The organism is Loktanella sp. DJP18, assembly GCF_049310965.1.
Taxonomy (GTDB): domain Bacteria; phylum Pseudomonadota; class Alphaproteobacteria; order Rhodobacterales; family Rhodobacteraceae; genus Loktanella.
The window spans coordinates 19,241-29,915 of the sequence record NZ_JBMERN010000046.1 but is presented as its reverse complement, the minus strand read 5'-3'; the positions used below and the strand labels follow the sequence as shown (position 1 = coordinate 29,915).

General features: G+C 62.0%; 14 protein-coding genes. 4 read left to right on the top strand and 10 right to left on the bottom strand.

Going from position 1 to position 10,675, the window contains the following annotated elements; all coding sequences use genetic code 11:
* Positions 1-123 precede the first annotated feature (123 nt).
* From ACOI1H_RS13945 to ACOI1H_RS13935, 3 genes are read right to left on the bottom strand one after another with little or no spacing between them, the layout of a single operon-like run.
* Positions 124-1,860: a sensor histidine kinase gene (locus ACOI1H_RS13945; protein WP_422438325.1), complete on the bottom strand. Its 1,737-nt coding sequence runs from the start codon at positions 1,858-1,860 to the stop codon at positions 124-126.
* On the bottom strand, positions 1,860-2,414 hold the full coding sequence (locus ACOI1H_RS13940) for an RNA polymerase sigma factor (RefSeq protein ID WP_422438324.1): 555 nt from the start codon (positions 2,412-2,414) through the stop codon (positions 1,860-1,862). Before ACOI1H_RS13940 ends, ACOI1H_RS13945 begins: the two co-directional genes overlap by 1 nt.
* Entirely contained in the window at positions 2,411-2,572 is a 162-nt protein-coding gene (locus tag ACOI1H_RS13935) for a NepR family anti-sigma factor (protein WP_422438322.1), read from the bottom strand. The genes ACOI1H_RS13940 and ACOI1H_RS13935 overlap by 4 nt, the downstream gene beginning before the upstream one ends.
* Positions 2,573-2,678: 106 nt before the next feature.
* Here ACOI1H_RS13935 and ACOI1H_RS13930 point away from each other — a divergent pair, with 106 nt between their 5' ends.
* Both ACOI1H_RS13930 and ACOI1H_RS13925 read left to right on the top strand, forming a co-directional pair.
* On the top strand, positions 2,679-3,494 hold the full coding sequence (locus ACOI1H_RS13930) for a response regulator (RefSeq protein ID WP_422438321.1): 816 nt from the start codon (positions 2,679-2,681) through the stop codon (positions 3,492-3,494).
* A 131-nt stretch (positions 3,495-3,625) separates the two neighbouring features.
* Positions 3,626-4,354, top strand: a complete 729-nt coding sequence (locus tag ACOI1H_RS13925) for a Crp/Fnr family transcriptional regulator (RefSeq protein ID WP_422438327.1) — start codon at positions 3,626-3,628, stop codon at positions 4,352-4,354.
* A 5-nt stretch (positions 4,355-4,359) separates the two neighbouring features.
* Here the strand turns inward: ACOI1H_RS13925 and ACOI1H_RS13920 are convergent, their stop codons facing one another.
* The 4 genes from ACOI1H_RS13920 to rpsU form a co-directional block, all read right to left on the bottom strand.
* On the bottom strand, positions 4,360-5,367 hold the full coding sequence (locus tag ACOI1H_RS13920) for a DNA topoisomerase IB (protein WP_422438320.1): 1,008 nt from the start codon (positions 5,365-5,367) through the stop codon (positions 4,360-4,362).
* Positions 5,367-5,582, bottom strand: a complete 216-nt coding sequence (locus ACOI1H_RS13915; protein WP_422438318.1) for a DUF2945 domain-containing protein — start codon at positions 5,580-5,582, stop codon at positions 5,367-5,369. Before ACOI1H_RS13915 ends, ACOI1H_RS13920 begins: the two co-directional genes overlap by 1 nt.
* A gap of 423 nt (positions 5,583-6,005) precedes the next feature.
* Complete coding sequence (locus tag ACOI1H_RS13910) at positions 6,006-6,785, bottom strand: EAL domain-containing protein (protein ID WP_422438317.1); 780 nt, start codon at positions 6,783-6,785, stop codon at positions 6,006-6,008.
* 140 nt (positions 6,786-6,925) lie between these two features.
* A complete protein-coding gene (rpsU, locus tag ACOI1H_RS13905; protein WP_072857096.1) occupies positions 6,926-7,132 on the bottom strand; it encodes a 30S ribosomal protein S21 in 207 nt (68 codons plus the stop codon).
* A gap of 105 nt (positions 7,133-7,237) precedes the next feature.
* Between rpsU and ACOI1H_RS13900 the strand changes: the two genes are divergently transcribed.
* On the top strand, positions 7,238-7,942 hold the full coding sequence (locus ACOI1H_RS13900; protein WP_422438316.1) for a COQ9 family protein: 705 nt from the start codon (positions 7,238-7,240) through the stop codon (positions 7,940-7,942).
* Positions 7,939-8,907, top strand: a complete 969-nt coding sequence (locus tag ACOI1H_RS13895) for an NAD(P)H-quinone oxidoreductase (protein WP_422438314.1) — start codon at positions 7,939-7,941, stop codon at positions 8,905-8,907. Before ACOI1H_RS13900 ends, ACOI1H_RS13895 begins: the two co-directional genes overlap by 4 nt.
* 64 nt (positions 8,908-8,971) lie before the next feature.
* Here ACOI1H_RS13895 and ACOI1H_RS13890 read toward each other — a convergent pair whose 3' ends face one another.
* The 3 genes from ACOI1H_RS13890 to ACOI1H_RS13880 form a co-directional block, all read right to left on the bottom strand.
* Positions 8,972-9,595 (bottom strand): trimeric intracellular cation channel family protein, encoded by a 624-nt coding sequence (locus ACOI1H_RS13890; RefSeq protein WP_422438312.1) that lies wholly within the window; start codon positions 9,593-9,595, stop codon positions 8,972-8,974.
* Positions 9,596-9,640: 45 nt separating this feature from the next.
* Positions 9,641-10,093 carry a ribonuclease HI gene (gene rnhA, locus ACOI1H_RS13885; protein ID WP_422438310.1) on the bottom strand — a complete coding sequence of 151 codons (453 nt, stop codon included), beginning with the start codon at positions 10,091-10,093 and terminating at the stop codon, positions 9,641-9,643.
* Between the two features lie 124 nt (positions 10,094-10,217).
* Entirely contained in the window at positions 10,218-10,664 is a 447-nt protein-coding gene (locus tag ACOI1H_RS13880; protein WP_422438308.1) for a DUF3429 domain-containing protein, read from the bottom strand.
* Positions 10,665-10,675: the final 11 nt, after the last annotated feature.

Here is a 10,675-nt window from a genome sequence, read left to right as displayed (position 1 = left end):
TTCATTCCATCCTTCGTCGGGGAAGAAACGAGTTTGCGTGTCGAAGGTTCCCTGCGCTACGTCGATTTGCCGACAGCTGGTGGCTTTGACCACGACCGTGCCCGTCTTGTCATATGGTGCGGATCAGTAGTCCATCGCATCAGGAATGGCCGTGGTGATGGGAAACTCGACGCTGATGATGTGAACACCCTCGTCTTGCCGCCGTTCCAGTTTGCCGCCAAGCTGCAGAGCAAAGGCCCTGATCAACTGCCAGCCAACGCCCTTGTGCTGATTCTGCGGGGTGACGGGCTGATCCGAACTGCTACGACAGCGGAATTGAGCCATGCCCGGCGACACGATCCGCACGCTGATGTGCAGGAACACGTTTTCGCCTGAACCCTGTGGCATCTGCTGGATTGCCTTGGTCCCAACCTCTCCTGCCAGCAGCGCCAGTGGCACCGCCTGATCGGGAACAAGCGTGAACCGATCCACTTCGAGGGTGTGGGTCGCGCCAGGACGCTGCTCGTGGAGCTGGGCGAACAGGCCGGCGCAGACATTCTGAAGCAGCGAACTAGCGTCCGCGCGGGCAACTTCTTTCGACTGATAGAGCAGGCGGTGCACCGTCGCGAGGCCGATGACACGGTCCTGCAGCCGTCGCAGGGCTTGCCGGCTTTCGGACGACGACGACGTCCTGATCTGCATGTTGATGATGGAGGAAATCATTTGCAGGTTGTTCTTCACCCGGTGATGCACCTCTTTCAGCAGGACGTTCTTTTCACGCAGGCTGTTTTCCATCCGCGCCTCGTCATCGATCAGGTCGTAGGCCATGTTCACGAAGGTCTGTTCCAGATCGAACAGTTCCTGCGGCAGCATGTCGGTGCCTTTGGGTTGCTGAAGCGACCTGTTCGACGCAAATCGCCGCATCCGTGCGCCCAGGTCCTGGACAGGGCTGACGACAAGGCGATGAACCGCGAAGTAGGCGACAAGAAGGCTGGCCAGCCACATGAGGGCCGGTAACAAGACAGAGGGCAGCGCGATCGCGTTGGTCGCCAGAAATCCTTCGGTCGTGGCCCATTCGGTCATGGCATAGGCCAGTCCAGGCACGAGAGTCAGCACGATGAAGACGCGACGCTCGCCCGACTGGCTTCGACCGAAGAAAGCCTTGGGAGAGGCCCCGAGGCGATCGAGGACATCATCACCGACCACGACTTCGCCGCGTTCCATGGCCTGTCCCTGGGTCACGATCACCTGTCCTTCGCCATTGAATATGGTGAGAGCGATCGGTGGTGCCTGATTGTCGAGGTCGCGCGCCGCGGACATCAGGTCCGTCGGGAGGGCCAGAACGATCTGCCCGATGACCGCGTTGTCCTGTGTGACGGGCTGCGTCAGCACGGCGACCCTTCGCCCGGTATCGTCCAGGCGCATTTGCGCGGTTAAATTATTGCTCGTCGCCCCGGCGATCTGCCGCAGTCGAGACGTTGGCGCGACAGTGATCGGCGCGTCCTCGGAGGAGCACACGATCGGCCCTTCCACCGGCAAGAAGCCAGCAAAGCTGATGGACGGGTCGGCGTCACGAAACGCCTTGAAGGCCGCGCTACAGGCCGCGGGATCCTCTTCCGTCATGCTGTAAGTGACCGATTGTCCGCGCGCCGCGCCAAGCGCGCGTTGCAGGGTCTGCCGTTCGCCAGAGACCGCAATTTCGGTCAGCGCCACCAACGACAGTTCGGTGCGCGCCCGCAGTGTCTCATCCAGATTCTGCGTTTGCCAAACCGCAAGAAGACCGATCGGCAATAGCGCCAGCGACAGGAATGCCACGACGCGGAAAGGCAGACTATGCAGGAACGGCCAGCGATCACCGTGGACGTTCCGGTCGTGTGTCATCAAAATGCCGAATTGCCATTATTTGCGACGACAGCGATCGTGACCTTGTCCGTCAGTTCGACGGGCCCGTCGGCGTCGAGGTGCATCAGTTCTGCCAGCCGCTTTCGGCCGCGGTTGGCGCGGCTTTTGATCGTGCCTACGGCAACGTTGCACATTTCGGCAGCTTCTTCGTAAGAAAAGCCGGACGCACCGACCAGAATCAGCGTTTCGCGCTGCTCGTCGGGCAGTTTGGCAAAGGCCGTGCGAAAGTCCGTCATCTGAAGATGACCGTCATGGGCGGGTTTCTCGGCCATGTTCTCGGTAAAGATGCCGTCGACATCGGCGACCTCGCGCTTGGCCTTGCGACGACTGGAATAGAAGGTGTTCCGCAGGATCGTGAACAGCCACGCCCGCATGTTGGTGCCGGGTTCGAATTTCTCGATGTTCGTCCAGGCCTTGACCACGGTGTCCTGCACCATGTCGTCAGCTGTGGACCCGTTGCGCGTCAGCGAAATCGCGAAGGCACGAAGGGCGGGAAGGTGATTGACAAGTTCGTCACGTGGATCGGCAATCATGGCTTCTCGCCTTGATCCGGCTGCTCTGATGCCTTCAATCTTGCGAGAAGGTCTTTCAACCGGTCAGGCAGATCCGCCTGTTCCTGTTCCCGGAAAACACGTTTAAGGTTGGCGTCGATCTGCTGGCGCGCCCTATCACTCGGAGTTTCGTTGGACATTCGCCCGCCTGCCGTTATCTAAATTCAACATATATGCCTTGAGGAACCCAAACGTTGGCCAAGGCGTTCGGTTCCCGCGTAAGGGTAAGACAGGAAGAAAAACATTATGTCAAATGGCACCGCACAACAGGACATCACGACGGCGATTGGCACCTACCTGCCATACCTCCGCCGCTACGCGCGGGCCCTGACCGGTACACAATCAAGCGGGGATGCCTACGCGGCCGCCACGCTTGAGGCGATTCTGGAAGATCGCAGCATTTTTGATACGCAGATTTCCGCGAAATCCGCCTTGTTCAAGACGCTGCACATGATGTGGATCAGCACCGATACATCCGATCCGGGTGACGTGCCCGCGGGAATCGAGGGGGCTGCGCAACGTCATCTGGCCAAGCTGACCGCCAATACACGCGAGGCTTTGCTGCTTCACACAATCGAGGAATTCAGCCACGCCGAAATCGCCGACATCATGTCGATCGATGAGTCCGAGGCCGTCCATCTGATCGACATCGCGCACCGCGAGATGGCCGACAGCGTGTCGGGTCGCATCCTGATCATCGAGGATGAGGCCATCATCGCGATGGACCTCGAATCACTCGTGTCCGACATGGGCCACAAGGTCACGGGAATCGCACGCACCCACTCCGGGGCGATCACGCTAGGCCGGTCAGAGCGTCCGGACATGATCCTTGCGGATATCCAGCTTGCCGACAACTCGTCCGGGATCGATGCCGTGAATGAACTGTTGGGCGAATTCGGCGACATGCCGGTGATCTTCATCACGGCTTTTCCGGAACGGCTGCTGACGGGAAACAAGCCCGAACCTGCGTTCCTGATCGCCAAACCCTATACCGAGGATCAGGTGCGCTCGGCTGTCGCGCAGGCCATGTTCTTTTCGTCGACCGAAACGTTGAACGTCTGACCGATCAACGGAGGTGCAGGCCTGCCTTGGCCTGCCCTCACAGCGGACGACAGGCTCATCCAGCCCACCTGCCTTGAGCCTATCGCATGGTTGATTGGCACATGCCGACCTGCCAAAGCCAGAAAGTGAACATGGAGACCAAATGCACCCAGTGTCCGCTGCGCAGACATGACCTGTTCAAAAAATTCTCCGAACAGGACGAAAAGGCGATGCAGAAGTTCAAGGTCGGCGAACTGGTCATCGAGGCGGGAACCCCGGTCCTGATCGAAGGGTCCAACAGCCCACAGCTTTTCACGGCGCTGCGTGGCATGGGGTTGCGTTACAAGACCACGCTGGACGGCGGCCGGCAGATCGTGAACTTCGTGTTTCCCGGCGACTTCATCGGCCTTCAGGCCGGCGTCATGGGCGAAATGGCTCACTCGGTGGAAGCGTCGTCCAAGATGACGCTGTGCGTCTTCAATCGTTCTGAATTGTGGAATTTCTTCAAGTTTTACCCTGAACGGGCCTTCGACATCACATGGCTTGCCGCGGTCGAGGAACATTTTCTGGGCGAGGCGCTGACATCCATCGGGCAGCGCACGGCGATGGAGGCGTTGTCCTGGGCGCTGTTGCGGACCTTCATGCGGGGAGAGCGGATCGGTCTGGTGCAGAACAGGTCGATGGCATTGCCGTTTCGTCAACAGGATCTTGCGGATGCGATGGGGCTGTCGCTGGTGCATACCAACAAGACGCTTTCAAAGCTGCGCGACCAGCAACTTGCCGACTGGTCGGACGGACATCTGACGATCAACGACAAGGAAAAGCTGGCGGACCTTGCCAAGGTGGAACTCAACCTCGTGCCGCAGCGTCCGCTGATGTGAACCCTTCAATCGCCTCGCAAAAGGGCGGCCAATGCGGCCTCTCCGTGTCGCAGGCCCGGGACATCGGCGACCTTGTTCAATCTTGTCAGCATTGCACCGCGTTCTTTTGGCGCGATCTCTGCCAATTCGATCACGGCGGGGTGGATATAGCTGTTGCGCGCCACGGTCGGCGTATTGTGCAATGTGGCGGCGGCCGCCTCTGTCATTGCCTTGATCGTCAGATCATCCGTGCCCCGCGCCGCATTGAAGGCAGACAACGTCCCGTTCCACGTTCGCATCGTCTTGGCCGTCACATCGACACCACACAGGTCATGAAGCGCCGTGTTGATCTGCTCTGACCGGACGGGATGCGGCGCGCCGGCATCGTCCTGCCAGCAGATGATCTCGGCCCCCGGAAGGTCTTGGCAGGCTTCCAGCACGGCAGCCAACCGCGGCGCGTGAAAATCCTTGCTGATCTGCACGTTCCCCTTGCCGATGAAATTCAGCGTGACTCGCCCGGACTCGAACACACCGTGTTCGCGCAGCATGGTCGTCGCCCCATAGCTGCCGTTTTCCAGCGCGTAGATGCTGTTTCCAACCCGCAGCGACGCCCGGTCGATCAGTGCCAGCGTCGCCGCCACAGCGGTTTCGCGGTCACCGATGGGGCCGCGCAGGCGGTCGGCGATCCAGCGCCGCAGCTTGGGCAGGGTTTCGGCAAAGCCTGCCAGCTTGTGAAACTTCAGTTGCGCATGGTGATCGGTCCAATCGGCATGATAGCGATATTGCTTGCGTTTTCGGTCATCCAGGCCGGTCGCCTGCAAGTGACCTCGCAGGATCGGCGAAATCCATACATCGTCGTAGGCCGGCGGGACCGCCAATGCCGCGATGCGCTGGCGTTCTTCCTTGTCGTCGATCCGGGTCCCGTCGACACCGACATAGCTGAATCCCCGCCCCGCGCGTTTGCGGCGAATCCCGGGCTCCGTGTCGGGATAGTAGATCAGGTCGGCGATCCGGGCGATCTGTGCGAATGACATCAGGCTCGCTCGATCTCGGTCACGGATTTCAGGACCTCGTCACCATCGTCCTGGCGAATGCGAAACGCCGGTTCGTCGTCTGACGCTTTCCGCGTGATCTCTGAACCCTTGATGGTCAGGGTCGTTTTGCGCGTGTAGCGTTTCACGATCTTGCCCGTCCCTGTGCCGTTACCCCAGTGCCACTTGACGGTATAGCCTTCCTTGAACTTCGACATGATGCTCCTCCGGTTCCTGCGACGAGAACGATTGACGGGCCGACCGGTTCCGGCGGCGTGCCTTCAGTCGGTGGAGGGGAGGGGGGGGCGACCGGTCGATCCTCGTGTCGGGGAGGCACTGGATTGGACCGGTCGCGTCAGGCACGGGGACAAGCGCCTTGATGAATGGTTAACGTCGCAATCTGAGTTTGGTTCCCGGTCAGGTGCCAAAAACTTCGCAGCGATGCGTTCAGTGCAAATGTCGGCGCAATGGCCGTCGTTCAGACGCTTTGGGCCGGGCCAAGCGGCCCGCGATCTTTCGCATCGGCGATGGCAAGTGCGGCCCGTCGAAAAGGTAGGTGTTGGCCTGCACCGACACCTTGCCCGGACTGATGCATGACTGCCGGGTAGTCTGGCGGCAGACGATAACGACGTCGGTCGCGGTCAGGCTGCGACGGGCAAAGGGATCAGCGGGGCGCTGCGCAAGCCTTCCAGCAAGGGTTGCCCCAGATAGAAGCCCTGAAAGCGCGTGATGCCAAGGCCGCGCAGGAAGTCGAATTCGGGACGGGTCTCGACCCCCTCGACGATGACCGCGGTGCCCAGCTCGCGGCACATGCCTACGATGGACCGCACGATCCGCTGGTGTCCGACATCGGATTCGATCCCCCGCACCAGTTTCATGTCGAGCTTGATGATGTCCGTCTGCATGTCGCACAAGGCGCCTAGGCCCGAAAGGTCAGCACCGAAATCGTCGATGGCGGTCATGAATCCGCACTTGCGGTAGCTGGCGACGATCGCGCGCAGATGTCTGGGGTCGCGCAGATACTCTGTTTCCGAGAACTCGAAGATCAATTTGCTGATGTCGAAACCGTAGTGTTCGGCGGCAATCAGCGTGGCATGGATGCAGGTATCCGGGTCCATCACCGCATTCGGCATGCAGTTGACGCTCAGCCGCGTGTTCAATCCCAATGCCGTCGCCATCGCGATCGCCTTGATCCGGCACCTGCGGTCAAAGCTGTATCGCGTATGGCGGGTCACATTGCGGATCACCTCTGCCGCGCCACCGCCTGCCGGGCTGCGCACCAGCGCCTCGTGTGCGTAGATGTGGCCCGTTTCGATGTCGTAGATCGGCTGGAACGCCATCGTAAAGCCATTGGCGAAGGACGTGTTTTCGCGACCGGCAATGGCGAGGCGAGAGTGTAGGCCCTTGGGAGGATGCGGCATGGTCGGTCCTTGCAACTGTAACGCGACCTTGCGGGGTGAACCTTACGGATCGGTAAAATCCTTGAGGAATCGAACAAGAAAAAACCCCCGCCTGTTGCCAGTGCGAGGGTTCTTTCTGTCGTTATCGGGGCGGGGTTGCCTTACAGCAGCCCTTCGCGTTGGGCCTTCTTGCGCGCCAGCTTGCGCTGACGGCGGATGGCTTCGGCTTTCTCGCGCGCCTTGCGGACGGAGGGTTTCTCGAAATGCTGCTTGAGCTTCATTTCGCGGAACACGCCTTCCCGCTGAAGTTTCTTCTTCAGAGCACGCAACGCCTGATCGACGTTGTTATCACGAACACTAACCTGCATGTGGTTTTCACCACCTCTCTAAGTTGGATTTGCAAAAATTCGCAGGAAGTGGGCATATAGCAACCTTGCCCTATCTTGTCCAGTGACCCTGCTGAAGGAGCGATCATGCCCGAGACTGTCACCGATCCGAACAAAATCAAGCTGTTGGATGCTGCTCTGCCGAACGTCGCCTTCGACGGCTGGTCGCCCGCCACCTTTCAGGCCGCCATTGCGCAGACGGGGATCAGTGCCGATCAGGCGCGGGTCCTGTTTCCGCGCGGGGCCGTTGACATGGCGGTGCTGTTCCACCGCGAAGGCGACCGGGCGATGGTGCAGGCCCTGAGGACCGAGGACCTGAGCGCGCTGCGGTTTCGCGACAAGATCGCGCGGGCGCTGCGGCTGCGGCTTGACCTGGTGGCGGACAAGGAGGCGGTGCGGCGCGGAACGGCGTTGTTCGCGTTGCCGCATCTGGCCGCGGATGGGGCGCGACTGATCTGGGGCACGGCGGATGCGATCTGGACGGCGCTGGGCGACACGTCGGACGACGTGAACTGGTACACCAAACGGGCGACGTTGTCAGGTGTCTGGGCGTCGGTCGTGCTGTATTGGCTGGGCGACCAAAGCGAGGGCCATGGGGACACCGATGCCTTCATCGACCGGCGGATCGGTGAGGTCATGCAGATCGAGAAATTCAAGGCGCAGGTGAACGGGAACCGCCTTCTGGCACCGCTGACCGGACCGCTGAACCGCCTGCTGGGCGCCATCAAGGCACCGGGGCGCGTTCGCGATCCGAACGTGCCCGGCCTGTGGCGGACGGGCGGCGACCTGTGAAGGCGGTCGAGATCAGCAGGCCGGGTGGGCCCGAGGTCCTGACCCTTTGCGACCGGCCGATGCCTGAACCTGCCGCGGATCAGGTCGTCATCAAGGTAGCCTACGCTGGCGTCAATCGCCCGGACGCGCTGCAACGGGCCGGTGCCTACGATCCACCAAAGGGCGCGTCCGACCTGCCGGGGCTGGAATGTGCGGGAACCATCCATGCGGTCGGAACCGATGTCGCGGGCCTGTCCGTCGGTGACGCTGTCTGCGCATTGCTGCCGGGCGGTGGCTATGCGGAATACGTGGCCACACCAGCGGCGCATTGCCTGCCGGTGCCGGACGGGATGACTTTGAAACAGGCCGCCTGCCTGCCGGAGACCTATTTCACCGTCTGGTCGAACGTCTTCATGCGGGGCGGCCTGAAGGCAGGAGAGCGGTTTCTGGTTCACGGCGGATCGAGCGGGATCGGCACGACGGCGATCCAGCTTGGCGCTGTGCTGGGTGCGCGCGTGTTCACGACCGCGGGGTCGCAGGACAAGCTGGCGGTGTGTCGCGATCTGGGGGCCGAGATCGCGATCGACTACAAGGCCGAGGATTTCGTGGAGGTGGTGAAGGGTGAGGGTGGGGCCGACCTGATCCTCGACATGGTGGGGGGCAGCTACATGCAGCGCAACATCAATGCGCTCGCCGACGACGGGCGGCTGGTCCAGATCGCGTTTCTGCAAGGCATAAAGGCCGAGCTGAACATGGTCCAGATGATGACCCGGCGGCTGACGCTGACCGGCAGCACGCTGCGCCCGCAAAGCGATCTGGCGAAGGCGCGAATCGCGGATCAGTTGCGTGCGCATGTCTGGCCGCTGCTGGCGGCGCGGCGTGTCGGGCCGGTGATGGACCAGGAATTCGCGCTGGCGGATGCCGCACAGGCCCATGCGCGGATGGAAGCGGGCGATCACATCGGCAAGATCTTCCTGCGGGTCTGATGGACGGCGCGCGTGGTTGCGGCTGACGCCGCCCACGACGCCCCGCCCACCATCCCCGGCGATCCTACCGGCGCGGCGGGCGGCTTTTGTAGACCGGCAGCCGCCAACCCAGTGCGATGCTGCCGCAACGCAAGGCCAGCGTGGCGGCTGCACAGCACAACAGCGCGATGGGAACAGGCGCGCCGAGGGCGAGCATCGCAACCGTCGCCAGCGCGCCGACAAGTGCGCAGGTGACGTAAAGCTCGCCCTGTTTCAGGACCAGCGGCACCTCGTTGCAGACCACGTCGCGCATCAGACCACCGAAGCAACCGGTGGTGATCCCCATGATGACGACGATCGACCACGGCATGTCCATCGCGAGCGCCACGCCGACGCCGAATGGCACCGCCACGGCCAGTGCCAATGCGTCCAGCCAGACGATGCCGCGATAGCGGCTTTCCAGCAGGTGGGCCGTGAAGAACACGATGACGGCGGCGACGGCAGCGACGCCGATGAAGGCCGGGTTGGCGACCCAGAAGACGACATCGCGATTGAGGATGACGTCACGCAGCGTGCCGCCACCGACCGCCGTCAGGGCAGCAAGGAAGACGAAGCCAATCAGATCGAGTTGTGCGCGGCTTGCAACGAGGGCACCGGTCAGGGCAAAGACGAAGACGGCGGCGTGATCGAGGGCGGCGAGAAGGGACATGCGAGGTGCCTCCGGCGGGAGTTTAACGGGCCAGATGAAGGGTCGTCACCGCTTGAACGGGGCCATGCCGGCGCGGGCAAGTTCGTCGGCGCGTTCATTTTCGGGATGGCCTGCGTGGCCTTTGACCCATTGCCAGTGCACGTCGTGCGACTGCGTGGCGGCGTCGAGGCGTTTCCACAACGCCTCGTTCTTGACTGGCTTGTTTGCAGCGGTCTTCCATCCGCGCTTCTTCCAGCCGTGAATCCAGCTGGTGATACCGTCCTTGACGTAGGCGCTGTCGGTCACGATCGTGATCTTGCTGGGCTTGGTCAGGCTTTCCAAGGCAGAGATCGCTGCGAGCAGTTCCATCTGGTTGTTCGTCGTGTCAGCGGCTCCACCGCTCAGGTCCTTCTGCTTGACGATCGTGTCGCCGTCGCGGGCGATCATCAGGCAACCCCAGCCGCCCGGACCGGGATTTCCCGAACAGGCACCATCGGTGTACGCGTAAAGGTCAAGCATCTGCGACTTTTCGGGCTTGGATCACGATGATGGGGTCATCGGTGCCCGTAAGGCCCTTGTCCACCCCTGTCGGCATGGAAACCCGCGCAGGGCCGGTCGTAGACGGCACTGGCGCGGACAACGGTCACGCGAAGGCCAGCGGCAAGAGCGAAAGGACCACAAGACCGGTCAGCAGTGCCCGCAGCGACATCCACCAGGCAGGTGCGGCCTGGCGTTGCCAGAAGTGCAGGTCGAGCAGCAACAGGCCGATAAAGCCGATGCACAGGTTCAGCGCAGCCGAGACGGGCCCGCCGCCGACCATGAAGAAGGCCCAGAGGGCGGGGATGACCGAGAAGGCATAACCGCTCCACCCTGGGTCGCGCGTGGCGAAGCCCCACAGGACACCGGACATGAAGGACAGGATGACCGTGCCGTAGGACAGTTGCACGAACGGCGCAGTAAAGCGTCCGCCCAGCGTCAGAAGAGCCCAAGTGCCGAGATCGGGGATCAGAAGGGTGGCAAAGCCCCAGTAGAAGGGCCAGAGGCCGGCAAGGCCCAGCAGGAGAGGTGCGCGAGGGACGGGGCTGAACATGGGCAATCTTT

Coding starts and splice junctions, on each gene's coding strand:
- ACOI1H_RS13945 (WP_422438325.1), bottom strand. CDS start 1,860: ATGACACACGACCGGAACGTCCACGGTGATCGCTGGCCGTTCCTGCAT.
- ACOI1H_RS13910 (WP_422438317.1), bottom strand. CDS start 6,785: ATGCCGCATCCTCCCAAGGGCCTACACTCTCGCCTCGCCATTGCCGGT.
- ACOI1H_RS13930 (WP_422438321.1), top strand. CDS start 2,679: ATGTCAAATGGCACCGCACAACAGGACATCACGACGGCGATTGGCACC.
- ACOI1H_RS13880 (WP_422438308.1), bottom strand. CDS start 10,664: ATGTTCAGCCCCGTCCCTCGCGCACCTCTCCTGCTGGGCCTTGCCGGC.
- rnhA (WP_422438310.1), bottom strand. CDS start 10,093: ATGCTTGACCTTTACGCGTACACCGATGGTGCCTGTTCGGGAAATCCC.
- ACOI1H_RS13890 (WP_422438312.1), bottom strand. CDS start 9,595: ATGTCCCTTCTCGCCGCCCTCGATCACGCCGCCGTCTTCGTCTTTGCC.
- ACOI1H_RS13925 (WP_422438327.1), top strand. CDS start 3,626: ATGGAGACCAAATGCACCCAGTGTCCGCTGCGCAGACATGACCTGTTC.
- ACOI1H_RS13940 (WP_422438324.1), bottom strand. CDS start 2,414: ATGATTGCCGATCCACGTGACGAACTTGTCAATCACCTTCCCGCCCTT.
- ACOI1H_RS13920 (WP_422438320.1), bottom strand. CDS start 5,367: ATGTCATTCGCACAGATCGCCCGGATCGCCGACCTGATCTACTATCCC.
- ACOI1H_RS13900 (WP_422438316.1), top strand. CDS start 7,238: ATGCCCGAGACTGTCACCGATCCGAACAAAATCAAGCTGTTGGATGCT.
- ACOI1H_RS13915 (WP_422438318.1), bottom strand. CDS start 5,582: ATGTCGAAGTTCAAGGAAGGCTATACCGTCAAGTGGCACTGGGGTAAC.
- rpsU (WP_072857096.1), bottom strand. CDS start 7,132: ATGCAGGTTAGTGTTCGTGATAACAACGTCGATCAGGCGTTGCGTGCT.
- ACOI1H_RS13935 (WP_422438322.1), bottom strand. CDS start 2,572: ATGTCCAACGAAACTCCGAGTGATAGGGCGCGCCAGCAGATCGACGCC.